This is a genomic window from Emticicia agri, assembly GCF_004168285.1.
Taxonomy (GTDB): Bacteria; Bacteroidota; Bacteroidia; order Cytophagales; family Spirosomataceae; genus Emticicia; species Emticicia agri.
Genome location: NZ_SEWF01000048.1, coordinates 17,811 through 39,690 on the forward strand (window position 1 = coordinate 17,811; position 21,880 = coordinate 39,690).

The window sequence follows — 21,880 nt, forward strand, 5'->3', positions numbered from 1 at the left end:
AATGTTATTTGAACTGGAAATCCTGTCCCTCTGCCACAACCTCTTTTACTTCAGGAACCATCGTTGTTAATAAACGTTGGATACCATCACGAAGCGTAACCGTTGAAGACGGGCAACCACTGCAAGAGCCTTGCAGATATACCTTTACTTGTCCGGTTATTTCATCAAAAGAGGCAAAATTAATAGCACCACCATCTGATTCTACCGCAGGGCGCACATATTGGTCGAGCGTTGATTTGATTTTGGCAACTACCGCTGAATCATTGGCATCAATAATTAACGTATTTTTATCAATGGTTTTTTGTGCAAAAACCGGATGATTCTGCTCGAAATATATCTTTAAAAATTTCTTTACATCATATACCACATCTTCCCATTCGGTTTCTTCTTCTTTCGATAACGTAATGAAATTGGAAGCGATGAAAATTCTTCTGACAAACGGAAACTGGAACAAATCGGCAGCCAATGGTGATGCTTTGCCTTCTTCTGCTGTAGAAGCGATTGTAGGATAATCGAACGATAGGCCTTCTGGAGCTAATTCAAAATTCAATACGAATTTCATTGAATTCGGATTAGGACTTAGCTCGGTATAAATCATTGTTTGGCGTTGAAGCATGACAATAAAAAATATATTAAATGAATAGTGTCTGTTTCAGAACATTAATATGTCAGAATAAGTTTGGCAGGGCATAAAAAAACCTGCCTTTGGGGCAGGTTCTCAAAAGTCTTTACAGAGGCTTATGCTTCTGCAACCACGTTAACGAAAGATTTTCCGTCACGTCCTTTTTTAAATTCTACAATACCGTCAGCTAATGCGAAAAGTGTATGGTCTCTACCAACACCTACATTGATACCCGGATTATGTCTGGTACCACGTTGACGAACAATGATGTTTCCGGCGATAGCTGTTTGGCCGCCAAACAATTTAACGCCTAACCGTTTACTTTCTGATTCGCGACCGTTTTTCGACGAACCTACACCTTTTTTGTGTGCCATGACCTTATTCTTTTTTAATTTTGAATTGCAATGAAATAATTTTGCAGCTGAATACTCAGCCAAATGTCTTACGCTGCGATTTCGTCGATTTGAATTTTAGTCAAATACTGACGGTGACCGTTTTTCTTAACGTATCCTTTACGGCGTTTTTTCTTGAAAACGATTACTTTTTCGCCTTTAAGGTGTTCGATAATAGTTGCTTTTACTGAAGCACCTTCTACGGTTGGAGCACCTACTGAAATAACTCCGCCGTTATCAACAAGAAGAACCTTGTCGAGTACAAGTTCAGCGTTCGCTTCGCCTTCTAACCTATGGGTATAAAGCGTACGACCCTTTTCAACTTTAAATTGCTGACCTGCGATTTCTACGATTGCGTACATTTTTTGAAAAGATAAATTTACAATGAATATTATTTTCTATACCTTCTTAGCAATTTCCATAGAAGGGAATTGCTGATTCGGGGTGCAAAGTTAATAATATAATTTTGTTTTTCAAACTGTTGGATTCTATGTTTTTTTTTATAAAATTGTGTTCGTTTAATCATCTATAAATAGCAGAACCTATGAAAATTCGTCAGATATTGCAAAAAAAGAAAATAAATGCCCTTTTCTCGGTTTCATCTGATACAACTGTATATGATGCCCTGGTAGAAATGGCAGATAAAAACATTGGAGCAGTGTTAGTGATAGATAATGAAAAACTTTCGGGTATTTTCTCTGAAAGAGACTATGCACGTAAGATTGTGCTGAAAGGACTACACTCTGATGAAACATTGGTTAAAGATGTAATGACCTCTAAGGTGATTACCATTGACCTGGAAGATAAGCTGGAAGATGCCATGCAGATTATGTCAGATAAGCATATCAGACACTTACCTGTAATGGACGGAAAAGAACTGGTAGGTATTATTTCTATCAACGACGTAGTAAGCACCATTATTAATGAGCAAAAGTCACAGATTGCCTCACTGGAAAGCTATATTTCGGGCAGTTATGCCTAATAAGAATTTATTGAATTAGCGATTGTGTGATTTAGTGATTTGATTATACCGATCAATGGTGATGAATTAACTTTATGGCATTTATTTTTAATAGATTTAATAAGTATAAGCGAAGCCCAAGGCTTCGCTTCTTCATATAATGGAACTTACTATTAGTACTCCGGCACTTCTTTTTTCTACAGTTTCATTACTGATGATTGCTTTTACCAATCGGTTTCTGGCACTGGCAAGCTTGATTCGGGACTTACACGTGAAATACAAAACCGAAGAAGAAAAAGAAAATATTATTGCACAGATTATAGGCTTGAAACGTCGCATCAGAATTGTAAGAAATATACAAATCATTGCCATTTCGAGCTTATTACTGAGTGCGGTGTGTATGTTATTGATATTTTTGCAGAAAGAACTGGCCGCCAAATGGTTTTTTGGCGGTGCTTTAACCTTACAGATAGTAGCCCTTACCTTATCTGTACGGGAAATAACACTCTCTATGAATGCACTGGAACTGGAGCTCAGCGATATTGCAGAATTAATTTCTCCGGCTTCTCATAGGAGACGTAAGAAAGAACATACTTCGCACAAAGAGTGACCAATCAATAGAATTTTTCAAAAAAATGACTTAATAAGAGGCTTTATGCTTACTTTTATTAAGTTATTTTTTTTTAAATGCTTTATAGAAAAATTGTCCCTTCGTTGCCATTGCAAAAACTCGTAGAATGTTATTACATCTGGGAGAACAATGGGCTTATGGGGCAACCACTTACTATTGAATCACCACCCACTGGTTTTGTTTCGATGGTATTTAATTATGGCGATTTCTATAAAACTTCCTCTACATTTAATAGCTCAGATTTTGTTTCAGCACCCAGAACCTTTATTTCAGGTCAGGCTACAAAAGCATACAAGCTTTTATTGACGGGTAGAATAGGGATGATTGGCATCGTTTTTCGTCCAACCGCAGTCAATGTATTATTTGGGATTCAGATGTATGAACTCAATGACGAAAGGTTAGATTTGAGAGATGTAGTAGGTAAAGAAGTTGTACCTGTTCAGGAAAGAATCATGGAAGCGCATAGCCATCAGGAAAGAATAGATATCATTGAAAAATTTCTGCTTATGAAGCTCATGAGTTGTAAAAATCCATTGAATCAGACTGATTTTGCCGCAAATCTGATTGTGGAACAGAATGGGATTATTAATATTTCAAAAATGATGGAAGAACTCTACGTGTGCCGCAGGCAATTAGAGCGACAGTTTTTACAAAAGGTGGGAATAAGTCCAAAATACTATGCCCGGATACGCCGAATCAGTCATCTGTGCTCAGTAATGGCTAAAAAACAATGGCAAATTTCAGACTGGCACGATTTGATTTTTCAGATGGGTTATTATGACCAATCACATTTCATTAAAGAATTTACGGCTTTCACTGGTAAATCTCCTTCTTTCTACTTGAAAAACAATGTTGAGTTAAGTAATTATCTGCAACGATAACCCCAAACTTATGCGTCTGCCGAAAGATGTCGCATTTTTACAATATATTCCATAAGCGTTTATCGAATTTTGTCTTGCTTTTAGGGCATAAGTAATGAAATAATTTTCATTTTCTTAGTCTGAAGAAGCATTTTAACAAATTATTTTAGTAGATAAATCTTATTTTATGTTATGAAAAAGCTAATCTTTTTTTTATTAATTACAGTATCTGCCAGTGCGCAGGAAAAATTATGGACAGAGAATGATAGACAGGAACTGATTGCCAATCTGAAAAAAACAAGGGATAGTCTGGTTAAAGAAACGGCAAACCTGAGTATGGAACAATGGAATTTCAGAGAATCGCCTGAACGATGGACAATTGGCGAAATAGTAGAGCATTTAGGCTTATGGGAACGCATTTTTGCCCGTGAAACCAATATTGCTTTGCGAAGCAAACCAACACCTGAACTGAATGCCTCCTCAAAACCTGATAGCTGGTATATCGACTTTATTATGGAAGATAAAGTACATAATGCGCCTGACTATGCCCGTCCGACAGGTGCTATGCAAGGCAAAGACAATCTTACGGCTTTTCTTAAAATCAGAGAACAGACTATTAGTTTTGTAGAAACCACGCAAGCAGATTTTAAAGTGCATTTTGAACCAGTTGGTGGTGGCGCATACCGAAATGTACATCAGCTATTTATTGTTCAGTGGGGGCATGTCTCTCGTCATATCAAACAAATTAAAAAAGTAAAAAATCATCCCAATTATCCGGCATTATAAATTTTTATCAGATATTCTTATGAAAACTATTGAACAAATCGAAACAACCACAGACCTTACCCGTAAAGGAACTTGTGTTGAATTTTTTTCTGCCTATCAGGACCTTGATATCGACCGTATGGTAGGCTTATTCACGGCTGATGCTACCATTGATTTTAAGCCATTAGGTGAAAATGGAAAAGGTAAAATTAATGAATTAGGAAGAGGATTATGGAGTGCTTTAATAGATGCATTCCCCGACCTTGATAATACAATTGATACTTTTGATGTGGCCGGAGACAAAGTTACCTGTTATGTTACAATTTTTGGTACGCAAACAAAAGAATTTGCAGGCATACCAAGTAAAGGATTAAGATTTGAAAGCGACCATATTTTTGTTTTTGAATTTAATGAAGATGATAAAGCCACATCGCTTTCTATTGACTGGAATCATGCCAGTTTTGCACAACAATTAGGCGTAGAATAAGATTTCAAAACTTCGTTTATTAAGTAGCCATTATCTGAAACAAACCAGAATAATGGCTACTTATTTTATTTTGATGACGTAATAGAGTTCTTACTTACTTTCCCAGGATTTTAAATGACTGGTTTTAAATGCCCATTCAGGAGTAATTACCTCATCTATAGTATTAGCCGAATACCAGGGGCTTGATGATTTATCGTTTGGGTTTTTCAGAATCTGAATTTCCTGTGCAGGCATATAGCTTTGCGCCAGTAAGAATACTCTCTCCCCTTTGGCGTTTTCGGCAGCATCAACTACAATAACAGCATGACCCGGTGAACCACCCATAATAAATACATCTCCAATAGCTATATTGCTGAAGTCTTTAGGATAAAGTGTTTTTTCAAGCGAAAGCGTTCCCGCATAAGCAAAAACAAAGTTCAGGTACTTTCTGAAATCTTTATAAGTATTTGAGGGGGTAGCAGATTTCTGCCAGTAAGTCTGGTTTCCTTTTACCATTACTCTGTTGCCTTTCATCCACTCGGTATAAGGTACATAAAAGCCGTTTGTGAGGTTGAAGGCAATTTTTTCGTAGGCTTTCTGTGCATAAAAGTATTCAGCCCGTAAACGGATAATCGCATCGGCACACTGTTGCAGATTCTTGTTATCAATGTCTATATCTACTACCGCTTCGTACACATCTTTGTATTTGATGCTCCCATCATAATATTTCACTTTCGCGCCTGCGGCTTTCAGTGGGAGATTCTGTAAATAATAAGAAAAAGACGACTGTTGAACAGGCTTTCTTTTGAACCCTTTAGGTACATCGAATCTGGATAGAATGTTTGTGCCATTTTCGTTAATCAGCGAATTATGATGGGTATATGTGGGGTAATTAACTAATTGCGTGCAATAGATAAAGGCAGATAATAACAAGGTAATATAGCCTGATTTAACTAAAGTTTTCATTGAACAGGTGATTTAAAATAGCTTTTGTTTGTATAACGAAAACTTTAGTTATATGTTTTATGTACGACGGCTAACTAATAAACCCTGAATAATAAGGTATTGTGCTACTACGTAAGTAGCCATAATCCAGAGTCCTGATAGAGGAATATTGACCACAAATTTACTAAGTGCAATAAGCGAATCGGAGAGTATAAACAAGATGGCACCAATCAGCACCAATTGATAACTTTTATCATTTACTTTTCTTTCGCTGGCTCTGATTCCCATCAGCGTAATCACTATTGAATAGATGATAATCGGAATTTTAAAATCGCCGGGTAACTTGTTGAACAGGAAAAAAAGTAATAGGCATGAATACGAAACAAAGGGTAGCCAACGAAAGTACAACGATTTACCCTCTTGCTGAAATAATATAACATAACAAACCTGGGCTAACAGAAATGCTCCTAAGCCCAATAAAAAATACAACTGATTTTGTTTTTGAAACATCAGAAATGTATCGCCCAGACAAGAAAAAAACAAGGCTAACAGTACAATCTTGTCTCTTTTATTGAGAGTTGCTTGGATATGCTGGAAATAAAAAAATCCTAATGTAATCATCAGGAGAGGTTTTGTAAGATAGCCAAGCCATTCGTTTTCGATAATACCCGAAATAATATTTATGAGGGAAAGCGTAAAGAAAATAAAAGTCTGGTTACGGTTCATAGGGTGAGGAAGGTTAAGTTTGGTTGAGTTGTTCTCCGATTTTCTCTGCTAATATAATAGCCTTTTCCATAGGTACGAAATCTACGTTTGAAAGAATATCGGTAGGGCGATGAATATTTGGCATCCGGCCCTTGCTATCCAATGCCGCCAATGTTACTGCAGGAATGCCTGCCCGCTGAAACCAGACTGAGTCGAAATCTGCTGTGTGCCAGGCTCCGGTGGTTACTTCTTTTAGTGTGGGTAGTTCAGAAACCGATTGCCGGGCTATCTGTGTCAGTTTATTATCATAAACAATATTCGACCAACTGCCTGTTTGTGTAATAATTTTCAGGTTACCATTGCCTAAAGTATCAAAATTAATTAGATAAGTTTCTTTATTGAACTCGGTATAATGTTTTTTCATATAGGCTCTTGAGCCAATCATGCCCACTTCTTCGGCACCTGTTAATACCAATTCAACTTCGAGGTTCTCAAGGTTTCTGCCCCAGAGTTTTTGAGCCGTGGCAATGGCTGCTGCTGCTCCTGTTGCATTATCAGAAGCACCGTTTGAGTAGCCTAAACGAAAATAATCAATAGTACCTACTATACCCTGTAACAGAAAATAAAAGGCTAAAATATTGCCTAATAATAAGATGAAAGTATTGGGAAGAAGAAACTGTGAAATAGCTACAAACTGTGCAAGTATCATCAGAAACAAACTTATTTTTAATGATTGTCTGAAATTGCCAACCATTTCAGGGCGATAAAGTACTGAAATAGGGGCGGTATCCCAGTGCGCCATCAGAATCAGCTTTTTGGGCTTGGGTGTTTCTTTGCTTTTAGTCTTGACAATCAGATTATAAGTAGTAACCAATGGTGGAAAACCAGTAACAGGCGAAGCATACCAATTAAAGTAGAGCATAGCCATTGTTACAAAAATGAGGGTCAGAAAAAGCCCGGCAATAGGAGAGAAGTTAAGAGCCAATAAACCTACAACTATACCACCAATGAGCCACCAAACGATAGAAATATACGTTTTAGGTGTTCTGAACGACTCTCTGGTTACTTCCTGTTCCGCAAACAAACTGGTTAGGTACTCAAGCACAGGAATTTCGTGAGCTGTAGCTACACCTCTGTTCGGAAAAGATGCCAGTTTTTCTACAATTTGTTTGGGTGTCATAGGTGTAGGCTTAGTGGTTAGGTTTACTCATTATCAAAAAACACTTCAATCTCTTTCCATGATTTGAATCTTTGGTAACCATTCACCATTTGGTTATGAATGGCACTGAACATCAGGGTTTTTCCTTTGAAAGTCTTGAGGTTTTTTTCGTGGTCGTCAATCATATAATCAGCCGCCACAATACTTTTATCTCCACAAAGTACCACGTTTCTCCACGAGATAAACGGGAAATGTTCTTCCAACCAATCCATTTTATCTTTGAGTGAGTTGGGGAACTCAGTTGCTGCAGAAACAATAAATACCTCATATATTTCATGTAATTTTTTCACTACTTCTATGGCATCTGCCATTACTTCTACATCTCTGAAAAATCCGGGTTTAAATACTTCTTCTCTGATTTTATGATAGTTCTTTTCGTCGAATATTTCAAAATACGATTTGTTCTCAAAATGTTGCTCGGTAAAAGCTGTGCTGTTAATATGGTTATAAGTTTTAAGAATTTTTCGTCCGGTAGCCGCCATTACGTCGTCCATATCAATGGCAATTCTCTTTTTGGTCATGAGTATTATAAATTTGTTTGTGCGAATATAAACATAGATTTTACAAGATTAGAAAACTAATCGCATCTGTTTTAATAATTATTACAGAAACACTGCAAACTACTATTTTTATAAAAAAATCTGTTCTTTTAAAAATCACTTCTTACCTTTGCAACAGTTTTAGGTGCCTTATATGGTTTTCAGTGACCATTTCAAGGCTTAAAAGGGAATCCCGTTCAAATCGGGAGCTGTCCCCGCAACTGTAAGTTTCATTCATACATTTCTTCTACATGGCCACTGATTTTCGGGAAGGCCGGAAATGTTGAAACGAGTCAGGAGACCTGCCCAGGACTATCCTTGTTTGTGCTTTACGGCGGATGAAAGCAAACGAGCGACAGATTATCAATCATTTTTATTCATTCAGTATTTGAGCATTTCTACTAAATGCTTTTTGGCGAAAGGTTGGCCTTTAGTCATAGCGTGGTTTCTACTGTCGTCCGGTTATGTCTTTGCCCAAACAGATTCAACCCAAATGCTTGATGAAGTTTCGGTCAAGAGTTTTGCACCCACAAGGTTTATGGCCGGACTCAAAATTCAGCGCCTTGATTCGGCTTCGTTGCAACAGGCGAAGTTCCAGACGCTGGCCGATTTCCTGTCTTTTCTGGCACCTGTCAATTTCCGTCCTTATGGGAGCGGACAGTTGACAACTATCGGGTTAAGGGGAACTTCAAGCAATCACACAGCTGTTCTCTGGAATGGAATTAATATCAATTCGCCCAGCACGGGGCAGAGCGATTTCTCAACGCTTCCGACCGCAGGTTTCGACTTATTGGCTATTCAATATGGGTCTTCTTCCTGTGTCATAGGTTCTGATGCCGTAGGAGGGAGTATCTTATTAGATTCAAAGCCAATCTGGAAAAAAAAATACGAGTAAGTGCAGGGCAAAGGGTAGCGAGTTTTGATAACTGGCAAAGCCAGTTAAATGTCAGATTGTCTGATAAGCGTATCTCTTCTAAAACTCTTTTTTACAAAGGTGTTCTGAACAATAATTACCCCTATACCGAAAGAAAATATTATCCGGTTGAACGTTCTACTACAGACTCAAAAGGATTTATTCAGGATTTATTTTTTCTTACCAAGAAGCTCAATCAGATTGCGCTGAATATATGGTTGTCAGATAATAATGTCGAGATTTCGCCGCAATCAATTCATACAAGAGAAGTATTGCAGACACAGGCTATCAGGATTCTGAATACCTATCAGTTTAAAAAGCTGACCGTAAGAGGAGGATACGTACAGGATATAACTAATTATGGTAAAGGTAATTTTATTAAACCAAGCCGTACTGCTATTGACCGCTTTCTGATACGTGCCGAGCATGAATGGACATTTGCGAAACTTACGGCACATATAGGCACTGAAGCGGCTCATGTAATAGCCCATGTAGATGGGTATGATAAAACTACTATTGCTGAAAACAGGCTTGATATTTTTGCCTGGTTGAGGTATCAGATTTCATTAAGATTTCTGACTACACTTAACATCAGACAGGCTCTTATCAAGAGCTTTGACCCACCTTTAGCACCTGCTTTAGGGCTTGAATACCAACTCGCTAAATTTGTCAGACTAACAGGTAACCTTTCCCGCAGTTACCGAATCCCCACCATGAACGAACGCTACTGGTCTGAACTAGGAAACCCTGATCTCAAGCCGGAAGATGGATTCAACAAAGAACTGGGCATTAACTGGAATCATTCAAAAAATGATTTCAGTTTCAGTTCTTCGTTGAACGCCTACCACAACCTGATAAATAATTGGGTGTACTGGAATCCGGAAACAGGCTATCGGGTGCAAAACCTGCAACAGGTACTGGCCAAAGGAATGGAATTTTCTAATCAGATTCAGTATCGGCATGGGCAAATTTCTTCGGGATTAACCGCTCAATACGCATTTACACATTCTTCTCAACAAAAGGCTTATGATAATTTCTCTGCCGATGTCATAGGTAAACAACTCATCTATATTCCTAAGCACAATTTTACTGCTAATCTTTTTTATCAGACTTTACTATTGACTAAAGGAGAGTTCTTTAGAAAACACGGAATGCCATTCCGTGCTACGCTACAATGGCAGGCCAATAGCCGCCGATACTATACTTTCGACAACTCAAAATGGTTTGACGGACAACAACTGTTTAATGTGATTATAGAAAATGGCTTGCACACGAAGCATGTGGAAGGAAAAATATTTTTTCAGGTCAATAATGTATTCGATGAGTTGTATCTGAACTCCAAACGTAATGCCATGCCAGGCAGAAATTACGCCATTAACTTAGTAATAAACATAAATAAATAATACAATGAATTTTAGAAAATTATCACTACTCAGCTTTATTTCGATAGCACTTTTTTCCTGCGAAACGAAAGAGGCAGAACCTGCACAACCTTATGACACCGGCGTATTTGTTATTAATAATGGCAACTTTTTTGATAACAACGGGTCTGTTTCTTTGATAAAACGTGACTCTACAAAAGCGGTGATAGATATATTTCAGAAAGAGAACAGCCGCACTATTGCCGGAGGTATTATTGATTATGCAGTAATAGATAATAAAGGACTTATACTGGTAGATAACTCTACAGACGGACAAGATGCTATTGAGATTGTAAATGCCCGTACCTTTAAATCAGAAGGGAGAATTAAAGAGGTAGAAAACCCCCGTAATGCCATAAAAGTGGCAGCCAACAAAGCCTATGTGGTATGTTGGGATGTGCTTAATGCTGATTATTCGTATAAGCCTGGATATATAGCAGTTATTGATTTACTTACGAATAAAGTTACGAAGAAAATTACCGTGCAAAATGGTGCAGAAGGAATTGTAGTAGTAGGAAATGAGGCTTTTGTTGGTAACAATGCTTATTCAGGTAAAAGTGAAATCTCGGTAATCGATATAAGTAAAGATGAAGTATTGTCTAAAATTACCCTAAAGGGTGGTACGGCTAATCTTATAGTAGATGCAAACAATAAAATCTGGTGTTCGGTTAGCAAAGAGTTTTTGCGTATCAATCCTGCGACTAAAGCAATAGAAGCAACGATAAGCACTGAAACAGCTACTGATAAAGTGCCGGGAATGCTTGCTTTAAATGCCAATAAAACCACTATTTACTTTGACTATTCTCATTGGAGTACAGGCGGTGAAATATATAGCTTTAATATAACAGATGCTACTATCTCAACCACTACGCCTTTAATTAAACGCACGTTTTCTGCTTTAGGATTTGATGCAAAAGAAGGCATTATTTATACAGGTGTTACTCCATCATATAAACAGGCAGGTTATGTTTTCAGATATAGACCAACCGGGGTTTTGATTGACTCAGTAAAAGCTGAAATTGCACCGATTAAGTTTGTGTTTAAGTAAAAAACAGGTTTACTGAAATTTTTCGCATAGGGTGATACATCTATAGCAACCTTAAAATGTATCAGATCGGTAAAGCAGATAAAGAATGCATAGAATAAGCAAAACATTAGTTATTCTGTGCATTTTTCAATTATAAATGTTATATTTACATTTTACGAACCTAAAATCCTAAGCTAAAACTTGTTATTTAGTGAACTAAATCTACACGAAGACCTGCTGTCGGGCGTAGATGCCATGAATTACATTCAGCCTTCTGCTATACAGGAGCTGACAATTCCTCTTATTCTTGCAGGAAAAGATCTTCTTGCTTCTGCCCAAACGGGTACAGGCAAAACTGCTGCTTACCTTATTCCTTTGCTTGATCAGGTAATCCGTTCACAAAGCAATCAGACCTCTGCTTTAGTCCTTGTCCCTACACGTGAATTGGCTAAACAGATTGATGAACAGATAGAAGGATTCAGTTATTTTATTAATGCTACCAGTATTGCTATTTATGGCGGAGGCAAAGGCGAAGACTGGGACCAGCAACGAAAAGCACTGGTACATGGAGCCGACATAATTATTGCTACTCCGGGACGCCTGATGGCTCACATGAAATCAGGTGAAGTGAAATTTGATCATATTAAATGCCTTGTGCTCGATGAAGCTGATAAGATGCTGGACATGGGTTTTTCTGACGATATTCTTTTTGTATTGAAACATCTTCCGGCAAAACGTCAGAACCTGATGTTTTCGGCTACAATGCCAAAGAAAATAAGAGATTTTGCCCATAAAATTCTTAATAATCCGGAAGAAGTAAGACTGGCAACTTCTAAACCTGCGGAGGGCATTGACCAACAGTTTTATTTAGCTAATGATGAGCAGAAAATTCCGTTACTGGCACATCTGCTCAAAAGTGCTGATGTTCAGTCGGTTATTATATTTTCGTCACAGCGAACCATGATTGACAAAATTATCAGAGCATTAACAAAATTAAAGTTAGAGGCCAGAGGGATTTCGTCAGATGTGTCGCAGCAGGAACGTGAAAATATATTGCGTGATTTTAAGAACAAGCAATACAAAATTCTGGTAGCTACCGATGTGCTTTCAAGGGGAATTGATATTAATAACCTGAGCCATGTAATCAATTTTGATGTACCACGTGATGCGGAAGACTATATTCATCGTATTGGTCGAACAGCAAGAGCAGAAACTACTGGTACCGCCATCACGTTTATCAACGAAAAAGACCAGTACCGCATCAGAAATATTGAGAAGCTTTTAGAGAAAGAAGTAGAAAAACAAAATATCACCGAGAGTTTAGGATTAGGTGTAGCACCCGAATTTAAATCCGGTAATCCAAAAAACAAATTCAAGAAACCATCTGGCTCTGCTAATAAAAACAAAACTAAAAGAAAATTTTTCCGCCCTGCTAAAAAAACTTCCGGGAGTTAATCATACGGTAGACTTCACAGGTCTATAGTTTTACCATTGGTTTGTACAACCTTACTCAATTAACCTTTTTTATGGGTTCTGTATCTTGTAAAATGTAATTAAGCTCTTCTATATTATCAGCATTCAGATTGAGTGTACCACGTACTACCCATATTTCATCTGTTTTATACTTGCCGGATTTTTTCATTTTCAACTGAATGATAGATTCCGGCCCTGAGCCACCACAAAAAAAGCAAGCCGCCATAGGGTATGCCGATAAGACATAGATGTTTTCAGTAGGATTAACCGGAATCATATAGCCTCTAATTTCTACCTCTCTTCCCTCCAAAGCTTTTACCTTTTCGCTAAAACTGGGATACAGAAAAAACATATTTTCTTTTTTGTTGAACCTCTTTGTAAACCTTACGCCCTGTAATTCTTTCCAGGTTATTTTCTGAGGGCTCACCTGCCAGCTAAAGCATACACAACTGCATATCAGCAAAATACTGATTTTAAGAGAGTCGAAATTACTAAGAGGTTTCATGATAAATTAATTTATGCAACATTGTTTCAAATTTAGTTATTGAATTTTATTTTTGCATCATTGTTGCATAAATATTATTTTATTATGGTTAAAACACTCTTAGGATTTCAATTTTTTGCCTCTTCCTTGCTTCATCTGCTTTGTTGCGGATTGCCTTTATTGGTGAGTATCAGCGGTGGTTTAAGTATTTTTATAGCTTTACAGTCTTTCACCCCTATAATTTGGGGGCTGCAATTGATAGTTTTCACATGTACTTTTTATCAATTATATAAATCTTCTGATAGTGTATCAAAATCAATCAGGTATCAGCGAATTATTTTCTGGGTATTGACCTTACTATCCGTTTTCCTTTTTTTTTACCCCCCCACGCATTGGTTTAAATCAGAAGAAACAAGACTTAAGCAGGCGCAAATAGAACGCTTTTTAAAACACAAAAATTAATAAACCTTATGAAGAAAATCTGGACTTTTATAGCAGGACTTGCACTTGTTGCTTGTTCGCCTAAATCACCTAAAGATAACCCCACATTGGTTGAAGCCAATCGGATACACATAGAAGCAGAAGCCATACAGGAAGAGATTGAACCTGAAATAGAGAAGATTGATAGTCTGAAAAATGAACTATTAGCAAAGAAAAATACAAAAACAGATTCGTTAGCCTATGAGTTGACTCAACTAAAAACTGATTTTGAAGAATGGGAAAAGAATTTTTTTGCTGTGCCGGGCTTTGAATATGAGCATAAAACTGAACACGAACACCATCACCACAACCATGCAACTGCGCCGGAATTACCTGCGGATAAAATGTTAGAGGTGCAAAAAGAAATCAGAAAAAATATTGAAGGCATTAAAATTAGTCTTGACCAGACTATGCCGGAAGTAAAAGAAGTATTGAAATAAGACTTTCACTAAAAATTCAGTTTAGGCTCTAACCAAAGAGCAGCAAAACCCAATACGATGAGTAAGTACCAGACCCAATCGGGTACCACAGCCGTCAGTGTCTGGGTAGAAGCAAGACTATTGGTGCTTTCAAAAATCTGATGTGCCAATACTGATTCCTGCATTTGTTTGCTATGTTGAAGAGTATTAGGCTTTTCTTCGACAAAAATCTGTATGGAATCCTGAAAAGTTTGCCATCCGGTTTTTCTGAAAATATAGTTAGTAGAAAATGATAAAGGATTAATAGCCGACTGAATGAGTTGGGCTGTATCTTTATTTATACTAACCTTGTTTGAAGTTACCGAAAGATTATTTAACAGAATAGGGGTTTGCGTATCAGCAAATATGGGTGATTCTATACTGATATTATCCTGAGAAGGGGGCTTTAACTGTTGAAAAACATTTGTCCAGATTTTGTTATAATTCAGGCTATCACCGCTTAGTTTCAATGGGAAAGTTTCATTTAAAAGACTTAAACCTATTTTACCGACTTTTTTCTGAATAGCAACAGGATAATTTCCTACTGATTTCTGATTGATACCTGATTCGATATGATAGGGTAGAGCCGTAAGATTTTCGTTAATAGTAACAAATTGTTCGTTAGAAGTTTTCTTAATGCGCCAATTAGTCCCTAATGCCTGATTGATGGTTTTAATGTCTTGTTCAGGAGCAATGCAGTTGATAAACAATACACTTTTTCCCTCAGCTACTGCTTTTTTTACAAGAGCATTGGTCGCATTACCCGGGTCGGTTATAATTAAATTAGGATTAAAACCTTTTGTTTGCGAAGTTTTATTGATAGAAACCTTGCTTTGTGCATCTTTCGCAATAGTGGTGATAATTTCCACCCGATGATTATTTTTGCCCAACCATTCTGACAGATTTTTACTCTCAAAATCGGGATTCTCTAAAATAAACAAAACATTCAAAACTTGCGGAGTCTGGCTATAGTAATGAATCTCTTGCAATGGCTCATTGTCTAAGGCAAGTAAAGTTTCTGTGCGACCAATGGTAAAGGTCGGAAAACTGAAACGGAAAATATTAAAACCTTTCTGCAAAGCCAGACTATCTAATACCTGATTGGCATATTTCACGGTCAAGGTTCTGGGTTCATCAACAGCGATTTTTCCGCTTACTTCCTGTGTATCTCCTTTTCTGACAATGCCCTTCCATTGTAAGTCCTGTAACTGGTTATTGCCGAAATAAGGTAACCACACTAATTTTTTCTCACTCAATCGGCTGATAGTTTGGGGAGTGAAAGTTTGCCCTAATAGATAGATGTGTCCTAAACGGTCAATAAAATGAGGATTTTTTGCAATCAGACGATTAAAAGCTAAATGGCTGAAAGTCTCTTTTATCTGAAGACTGTCTTTGATTTTTTGTACATAACTGGTAGGAACATCTGTGTCGGTCAATAGTATTTTGTTGGTATCGGTTGAGTATTCCCATTCAGGTTGCAGCATAAAAAGAAAGACTAAAAGCGAGACAAGCAGGTTTAGTCCTAAACGTATCCACAGGCGTTTGCCGCTAATTGATTTAGATTGCATAAGCAACCATATCTGTATAAGCACCACAAGGCCTAAACAAGCATAAAGAAGCCAGTTTGAAAGAAAAAATGTGCGTATAGATAGTAAAAATGTCATGGTTCAGGCTGTTTCTTACAGACACTCTTATTGGATATTTTTCCAGAATGCCTTTTCTAATTTTTTCTCTCCCACATAAGATTTATTCATCAGGCCTTGAGGCTGATTGGTACCTGTAAGCTGATAAAGTTTTGTCTTTAAATCTGCTTTTTCATCAATAGATAAATCTTTATCGTTAATTAATTTTTGCAATAAACTCAATACCGACCAGTTAGCTAATCTGCTGTTCATTACTTTGGTACTCAGATAATTGCCTAATACCAGTACTTTTTGCTTTTGTTGTCCGTTCAGCTTCTGTGCTTCCGCTTTTGAATCTATAATACCCAGTACCTCTGCCACCAGTCGCTCTGTTTGTTGTTGAGAAAAACTCTTTTCATAGCTGAATGCCTCATTGAATTTTTTCAATTCTCCTGTCAGGCGTTTTTCTTTTTCTTTAATAGGAGGCGGGTCAAAACTGGTTTTCTTTACAAAAGTCCGGGCTTTCTGTTGAGCCGATTTCAAAAACTCCAGCGCTTTTTTCTCAAAAGGCAGGGCTTTTTCAGGCTCGTATAAACGCAGGTGTAATTCTGACTGCCACATCTGTTCCAAAGCCATTTTTAACAAACTACGGGTAGATTGCTCATAGAATGTATTTACTTCTCCATCATCATGGTTATGCACATAATCTTTCAGAATAGCTGCCAATGGGTCTTCATTTTCCTGATTCCCTTTTGCTCCGCCACCGTGGTCGTGGCCTTCATTATGCGGTTTTTCGCCATCTTCGTGGTCATGTTCTCCCTCATCGTGTGCATGAGAGAAGCCTTTCAGTAAATCTGCCGCATCAGTGCTAACGTCGGTGGGCAATGCACTACCACCACCAATGGAGTTTTCAAATTCTTCACCTAAATATTGTCCGTAACGTAAGCGTAAAGCCTTCTGGTCGAAACCTATTTCGTTAGAGGTACTATTGAAATCTTTCTGATTAATCTTGTTTCTTTTCGCTATCAGTTTCTCTGTGTCAATAATAATCTGGCGCTGGCTTCTAAAATATTCAGGCAGAATATTCATAGCCATCGTAGCCATTTCGGCCTCTTCGGTTTTAGACGTATCTTTATATACTATAAAATACGTGTCTGATTTGGTATAATTGGGTTCAGGTCTTTTGTTATCAAAAGCTGCCCAGTAATAATACAGTTCATCACCGGGAGCAAAACTCAAGGCTTTCAGGTCAATACTTTTACTGACAGTAGCCTCTTTAAAATTAGCCTGACTGATAGGGAGTTTTATTTCTCTGAACTTCACGTTCTCACCCGAACCCCGGGCAACAGTAGCTACAATAAATGCCTGCGTTACCAAAAAATCATCAGCTATTTTTGCCGAAATCTGTATGGTTTTTGGGTCTTTCAGGTAATGAAACCGATAAAGTTCTTTAGAGGCAGGGTCAATCTTAGGAGCTAAGTCGGCAATAGCTTCTAATCTGTAATAATCTGATTGATAGATGAGAGAGTCTTGCCAGTAGGCTTTGAAAGCATATAAACCTGAATTTTGTAATACATCGGTGTATTCAAATATATCACCTGTTTTTTTGAAGGCTAATTCTTCTCCTCTGTTATTAGTTAAATGAACAGTTAAGGCTTGCGAATGACTAAACTCCAGTTGCCACTTGAGCACAGAACCACTTATCGCAGAAGCATTCAAATCAGTAGTTGATTTGACTGGTAGTTTGGTGTAAGCAGGCGGATTGATAGTCAGTTGTGCTTTACTGAATACCGGAGCCGTAACTATTTTTTCTGTTGGCTGATTAGATGGTGTAGGAGTATCAGCCACTTGTGCCGACTGCTTCTTTTGCAGAAGAGGATACCCGTAATACACACCTGAAGAGAGAAGAAGTACTGCGATGGGAATCCATAGTCTGGGGTTAATAGCAGTAGGTAACTTTTGCCCGTTAAGCTTTTCGGCTAATCTTTCTAATTGCAACTGCTCGGCAATATTAGGTTGAGAAACAGTAAGTAATTGCAGACTATATTCGGCATCATCAATATTCTCATGAATAAACAGTACTGCATCATCTTGTTTATCCTGAAAAAGCCGGGTGAAATAGGCACTAATGCCAAATGCAATCAGGCTACCAATCAATGGCCAAACCAATGCCTGACTAAAAACAGAAAGCAATAAAAAGATAGAAAGAGATAACAGAATACACGTCAGTAAAGCATTAGCATATAACTGATAGCGTACGCCTGATATAATATGTTTAACCTGATTCATGCGTTTTTACGGATGGCTAAGTAACGCTCAATACCTAAAATAACAATAAATGCCAACAACAGGAGTTTTGAAAACTCACTTTCTTCAGCAACTGTGTTGGGTGCTGCGTATTTGAATAAACTACCTAATTGTTGATTGCTTAATGCCTTATTTGTGGGGTTTAGCTGGTAATGTTTTATCAGTACTTCTCCCAACCACTCTGGTAATTCTCCATTAAAAACAAGTTCAGACGACTCTGGATTCAACCCCGAAGGAATATGCAATACATTTTTCTGATAGGCTAACTGACTATCAGGTACACGGTTAGTATTTGATAATATATATAAAGTTGAGGCTGAAAAGGCATTTGAGCGAGGAGGGATAGCATCACTGAATACCCAGTCATATTTTTTTGCGGTTGTCAATGCGGTATCAATACTAATATCTATTTGATAAACCTCTGCCAGTGCTTTCAACGAAGCATCAATCATGCGCCTTTCTACTTTGTCGGTATTCCGTACTAATACATTAATTGAATGGTTGTAAATAGGATTATCAGCATATCTTCCATTTTTATCTAATTCTGTATTGGCAATTAGCTGATTAGCAGTATTTACAAAAAGTTTTTGATTGGCAAAAGCCAAATAAGGTTTAGGAGTTTTAGTTAACGAATCAACAAGCGTATGTAAACTGAATGAGCTGGGTACAAAAATGTTTCCTGACTGTGCCAGGTCTTGGTTATTAATAAAGTATAATTCCAACTGTGCTTTATCTGTTACTGTTGCCAGCTTATTCAGGCACGATTGGAGAATAATGGGATTAAAGTCTTTAATTGTTGGTAACTGACTAATATCATTAACAGGTGTTGGGGACGGCTGAATCCAATAAAGTTTTTCACCTTTTTTGATAGCTTCTTCAATCTCAAATCTGAAGTTATTGATAACCAGACTATGAGGCTGAACCAAGTGGATTTTTTTTGTTGAATTTTCAGCGTCTAACCAATTAATCATAGGCTTACTTAAAAAGAAACAGAGTAGGAGTATAAGTAAGCAACGCAGCAATAGTAAAAGGAGATTGTCTAACCGAATACCTCGTGACTGTTGAAGGTTTTTTTCGATTAGCCATTGTGTTGCTGCCCATTCTACTATTTTTCCTTTTTTCTGATGCCAGAAATGGAGAATAATCGGTATGGCAACAGCCAACCCTCCCCAAAGCATCAAAGGATTCAATAATTCCATACTTACAATTTCCTTTTCTTTAATGATTCTGTAATGACCCTTGCAATAGGCTCATTTAGCGTTACTCTGATTAAATTAACATTCGGTATCCGTAGGGCTTCTTGTAAATTTTTCAGATAAGCCAAAGCCGCTGTTTTAAAATCGTCTTTAATCGCCTCTGCTTGTAACTCTATTTCCTGTTGCGTTTCTAAATCTTTAAAACGATAAAAGCCTTTCAAATCGAAATTGATTTCTTCTTCGCCTAAAACCTGAAAAATCACAATCTCACGCCTTGGGTTAGCCATACTCTGTACTAACTTTAGCCATTCGTCATCTATCTGTAGAAAATCAGACGCAATGATTATCAGTTCTTTTTGCTTTTGCTGAAACTCCGGAAATTTAGGGTTATTGTTTTTCCATTGCCCGCTTGCTTCTGCTTTTTCGAGCGAATACAAAATGCGTTGAAAAGATTGTTTTCCTGTGGGTACCAATGTCTGCAAATCGCCATTCTGCAAGGTATATAAACTCATCTGGTCGCTTTGGCGGTACCCTAAATAAGCCAATGATGCCAGCAGAATTTTACAGTAGTGTAATCGACTTACTGATTTTTCCTGATAATTCATGGAACCCGACAGGTCTAATACAAACCTGATATGCAGATTGCTTTCAGTTGAAGACTCTCTGACTAAATGTTTTTGTGTACGGGCATAGAGTTTCCAGTCAATCCTTTTAGGGTCGTCGCCTGGCTCGTAGTGTCTGTATTGTTCAAATTCTGTTCCTATACCCGAACGCTTGCTTCCGTGGATTCCCAGCATGACTTCTTCACTAACCAATCGACCAGCCAGTTGCAGATTATTTAATTTAATGAGTTCGGTAGTGAGCATCAATGCGTTAATATTACTTAAATCAATTCTTTAAAAATGTATTTTTCGTCGTATTCTACTTCAAATTTTTCCAGAAAAGCCAGATACTCTTCTCTGAATGTTCTTTGTCGATGATGTTCTTCCTGACTCTCAATATATTTAATCACTTCCTTGATTTGAGATTTTCCGTAAGAGAAAACACCGTATCCTTCTTGCCATTCAAACTTTCCTTTCACCAGTTTCTTCTTGTTAATCCAAGTCGATGAATTTCCTTTTATATCTTGTAATAAATCGGAGATTGATTGTGTTGGATGCATTCCTATCAAAATATGAATATGGTCAGGCATCCCATTGATAATCATTAATTTGTGTTTTCGTTCCTGAATTACACCAGTAATATATTTATAAAGTTCATTTTTCCATGATGCTTGGATGACTCCGTCTCTATATTTTACAGCAAATATATATGCAAATGAATTTGAGTATAGGTATTTGCCATAGTTATAGAAATGATTGCAGTTTTGGCGATTCAGTCCCGTAGGGACGATATATCGGTAGAAAAATGATTGGGTTATGTTTTCAGTATCCCGTAGGGATAATATATTAAATTCGACGTAATTAATATATCGTCCCTATGGGACTTGGAAGTTTAAGTACTCAATATTTTCTACCGATATATTATCCCTACGGGATATTTTTTACAATAAAATTAAGTGATAATTCTTACAATTTAGTCCCGTAGGGACGATATATCGGTAGAAAAATGATTGGGTTATGTTTTCAGTATCCCGTAGGGATAATATATTAAATTCGACGTAATTAATATATCGTCCCTATGGGACTTGGAAGTTTAAGTACTCAATATTTTCTACCGATATATTATCCCTACGGGATATTTTTTACAATAAAATTAAGTGATAATTCTTACAATTTAGTCCCGTAGGGACGATATATCGGTAGAAAAATGATTGGGTTATGTTTTCAGTATCCCGTAGGGATAATATATTAAATTCGACGTAATTAATATATCGTCCCTATGGGACTTGGAAGTTTAAGTACTCAATATTTTCTACCGATATATTATCCCTACGGGATATTTTTTACAATAAAATTAAGTGATAATTCTTACAATTTAGTCCCGTAGGGACGATATATCGGTAGAAAAATGATTGGGTTATGTTTTCAGTATCCCGTAGGGATAATATATTAAATTCGACGTAATTAATATATCGTCCCTATGGGACTTGGAAGTTTAAGTACTCAATATTTTCTACCGATATATTATCCCTACGGGATATTTTTTACAATAAAATTAAGTGATAATTCTTACAATTTAGTCCCGTAGGGACGATATATCGGTAGAAAAATGATTGGGTTATGTTTTCAGTATCCCGTAGGGATAATATATTAAATTCGACGTAATTAATATATCGTCCCTATGGGACTTGGAAGTTTAAGTACTCAATATTTTCTACCGATATATTATCCCTACGGGATATTTTTTACAATAAAATTAAGTGATAATTCTTACAATTTAGTCCCGTAGGGA

General features: G+C 37.2%; 22 protein-coding genes, 1 pseudogene and 1 riboswitch. Of the genes and pseudogenes, 10 read left to right on the forward strand and 13 right to left on the reverse strand.

All coding sequences use genetic code 11. The annotated features are described in order from the left end of the window. Positions 1-4: 4 nt before the first annotated feature. The 3 genes from EWM59_RS22660 to rplU form a co-directional block, all read right to left on the reverse strand. Positions 5-616 (reverse strand): NifU family protein, encoded by a 612-nt coding sequence (locus EWM59_RS22660; protein WP_130023536.1) that lies wholly within the window; start codon positions 614-616, stop codon positions 5-7. A gap of 122 nt (positions 617-738) precedes the next feature. Then, the gene (rpmA, locus tag EWM59_RS22665) at positions 739-996 is read right to left on the reverse strand and encodes a 50S ribosomal protein L27 (RefSeq protein WP_130023537.1); all 258 of its coding nucleotides are present in this window, start codon (positions 994-996) and stop codon (positions 739-741) included. A gap of 68 nt (positions 997-1,064) precedes the next feature. Beyond that, positions 1,065-1,376, reverse strand: coding sequence for a 50S ribosomal protein L21 (gene rplU, locus EWM59_RS22670; protein ID WP_130023538.1), 312 nt, complete (start codon positions 1,374-1,376; stop codon positions 1,065-1,067). A 182-nt stretch (positions 1,377-1,558) separates the two neighbouring features. Between rplU and EWM59_RS22675 the strand changes: the two genes are divergently transcribed. The 5 genes from EWM59_RS22675 to EWM59_RS22695 all read left to right on the forward strand — a co-directional run bounded on the left by EWM59_RS22675 (position 1,559) and on the right by EWM59_RS22695 (position 4,718). Next, positions 1,559-1,996, forward strand: a complete 438-nt coding sequence (locus EWM59_RS22675) for a CBS domain-containing protein (protein ID WP_130023539.1) — start codon at positions 1,559-1,561, stop codon at positions 1,994-1,996. Positions 1,997-2,135: 139 nt separating this feature from the next. Next, positions 2,136-2,585 carry a DUF2721 domain-containing protein gene (locus EWM59_RS22680; RefSeq protein WP_130023540.1) on the forward strand — a complete coding sequence of 150 codons (450 nt, stop codon included), beginning with the start codon at positions 2,136-2,138 and terminating at the stop codon, positions 2,583-2,585. Between the two features lie 77 nt (positions 2,586-2,662). Beyond that, on the forward strand, positions 2,663-3,487 hold the full coding sequence (locus EWM59_RS22685; RefSeq protein ID WP_130023541.1) for a DUF6597 domain-containing transcriptional factor: 825 nt from the start codon (positions 2,663-2,665) through the stop codon (positions 3,485-3,487). 171 nt (positions 3,488-3,658) lie between these two features. After that, positions 3,659-4,252 carry a DinB family protein gene (locus EWM59_RS22690; RefSeq protein ID WP_130023542.1) on the forward strand — a complete coding sequence of 198 codons (594 nt, stop codon included), beginning with the start codon at positions 3,659-3,661 and terminating at the stop codon, positions 4,250-4,252. Positions 4,253-4,271: 19 nt separating this feature from the next. After that, positions 4,272-4,718, forward strand: a complete 447-nt coding sequence (locus EWM59_RS22695; RefSeq protein WP_130023543.1) for a nuclear transport factor 2 family protein — start codon at positions 4,272-4,274, stop codon at positions 4,716-4,718. A gap of 90 nt (positions 4,719-4,808) precedes the next feature. Here the strand turns inward: EWM59_RS22695 and EWM59_RS22700 are convergent, their stop codons facing one another. Genes EWM59_RS22700 through EWM59_RS22715 form a run of 4 tightly spaced genes read right to left on the reverse strand, consistent with a single transcriptional unit; the run spans position 4,809 to position 8,087 of the window. Beyond that, positions 4,809-5,663 carry a DUF4846 domain-containing protein gene (locus tag EWM59_RS22700; protein ID WP_130023544.1) on the reverse strand — a complete coding sequence of 285 codons (855 nt, stop codon included), beginning with the start codon at positions 5,661-5,663 and terminating at the stop codon, positions 4,809-4,811. A gap of 57 nt (positions 5,664-5,720) precedes the next feature. Further along, the gene (locus EWM59_RS22705; RefSeq protein ID WP_130023545.1) at positions 5,721-6,368 is read right to left on the reverse strand and encodes a lysoplasmalogenase; all 648 of its coding nucleotides are present in this window, start codon (positions 6,366-6,368) and stop codon (positions 5,721-5,723) included. 13 nt (positions 6,369-6,381) lie between these two features. Then, positions 6,382-7,527, reverse strand: a complete 1,146-nt coding sequence (locus EWM59_RS22710) for a M28 family metallopeptidase (protein WP_130023546.1) — start codon at positions 7,525-7,527, stop codon at positions 6,382-6,384. 23 nt (positions 7,528-7,550) lie between these two features. Further along, positions 7,551-8,087, reverse strand: coding sequence for a 5' nucleotidase, NT5C type (locus tag EWM59_RS22715; protein WP_130023547.1), 537 nt, complete (start codon positions 8,085-8,087; stop codon positions 7,551-7,553). Between the two features lie 144 nt (positions 8,088-8,231). Beyond that, positions 8,232-8,429: riboswitch (cobalamin riboswitch) on the forward strand. Positions 8,430-8,517: 88 nt separating this feature from the next. On the opposite strand from EWM59_RS22715, the gene EWM59_RS22720 reads away from it, so the two are divergent. The 4 genes from EWM59_RS22720 (at position 8,518) to EWM59_RS22735 (ending at position 12,921) form a co-directional block, all read left to right on the forward strand. Beyond that, the gene (locus tag EWM59_RS22720; RefSeq protein WP_130023548.1) at positions 8,518-9,000 is read left to right on the forward strand and encodes a TonB-dependent receptor; all 483 of its coding nucleotides are present in this window, start codon (positions 8,518-8,520) and stop codon (positions 8,998-9,000) included. 56 nt (positions 9,001-9,056) lie between these two features. Further along, positions 9,057-10,421 carry a TonB-dependent receptor domain-containing protein gene (locus EWM59_RS22725; RefSeq protein ID WP_165372272.1) on the forward strand — a complete coding sequence of 455 codons (1,365 nt, stop codon included), beginning with the start codon at positions 9,057-9,059 and terminating at the stop codon, positions 10,419-10,421. A gap of 4 nt (positions 10,422-10,425) precedes the next feature. Further along, positions 10,426-11,487 (forward strand): YncE family protein, encoded by a 1,062-nt coding sequence (locus tag EWM59_RS22730; protein WP_130023550.1) that lies wholly within the window; start codon positions 10,426-10,428, stop codon positions 11,485-11,487. A 180-nt stretch (positions 11,488-11,667) separates the two neighbouring features. Then, positions 11,668-12,921 (forward strand): DEAD/DEAH box helicase, encoded by a 1,254-nt coding sequence (locus tag EWM59_RS22735; RefSeq protein ID WP_310587893.1) that lies wholly within the window; start codon positions 11,668-11,670, stop codon positions 12,919-12,921. A 55-nt stretch (positions 12,922-12,976) separates the two neighbouring features. Here the strand turns inward: EWM59_RS22735 and EWM59_RS22740 are convergent, their stop codons facing one another. Then, positions 12,977-13,444, reverse strand: a complete 468-nt coding sequence (locus tag EWM59_RS22740) for a DUF3299 domain-containing protein (RefSeq protein ID WP_130023551.1) — start codon at positions 13,442-13,444, stop codon at positions 12,977-12,979. A 449-nt stretch (positions 13,445-13,893) separates the two neighbouring features. Between EWM59_RS22740 and EWM59_RS22745 the strand changes: the two genes are divergently transcribed. Continuing rightward, on the forward strand, positions 13,894-14,343 hold the full coding sequence (locus EWM59_RS22745) for a hypothetical protein (RefSeq protein WP_130023552.1): 450 nt from the start codon (positions 13,894-13,896) through the stop codon (positions 14,341-14,343). Between the two features lie 8 nt (positions 14,344-14,351). On the opposite strand, the gene EWM59_RS22750 is transcribed toward EWM59_RS22745, so the two are convergent. The 5 genes and pseudogenes from EWM59_RS22750 to tnpA all read right to left on the reverse strand — a co-directional run bounded on the left by EWM59_RS22750 (position 14,352) and on the right by tnpA (position 20,830). Then, entirely contained in the window at positions 14,352-16,025 is a 1,674-nt protein-coding gene (locus tag EWM59_RS22750; protein WP_130023553.1) for a hypothetical protein, read from the reverse strand. Between the two features lie 27 nt (positions 16,026-16,052). Then, positions 16,053-18,272, reverse strand: a complete 2,220-nt coding sequence (locus tag EWM59_RS22755) for a DUF4175 family protein (RefSeq protein ID WP_130023554.1) — start codon at positions 18,270-18,272, stop codon at positions 16,053-16,055. Next, on the reverse strand, positions 18,269-19,489 hold the full coding sequence (locus EWM59_RS22760) for a BatA domain-containing protein (protein ID WP_130023555.1): 1,221 nt from the start codon (positions 19,487-19,489) through the stop codon (positions 18,269-18,271). The genes EWM59_RS22755 and EWM59_RS22760 overlap by 4 nt, the downstream gene beginning before the upstream one ends. Positions 19,490-19,491: 2 nt before the next feature. Beyond that, positions 19,492-20,352, reverse strand: a complete 861-nt coding sequence (locus EWM59_RS22765) for a DUF58 domain-containing protein (RefSeq protein ID WP_130023556.1) — start codon at positions 20,350-20,352, stop codon at positions 19,492-19,494. A 17-nt stretch (positions 20,353-20,369) separates the two neighbouring features. Beyond that, positions 20,370-20,830, reverse strand: a pseudogene (gene tnpA / locus EWM59_RS22770) (IS200/IS605 family transposase). Positions 20,831-21,880: the final 1,050 nt, after the last annotated feature.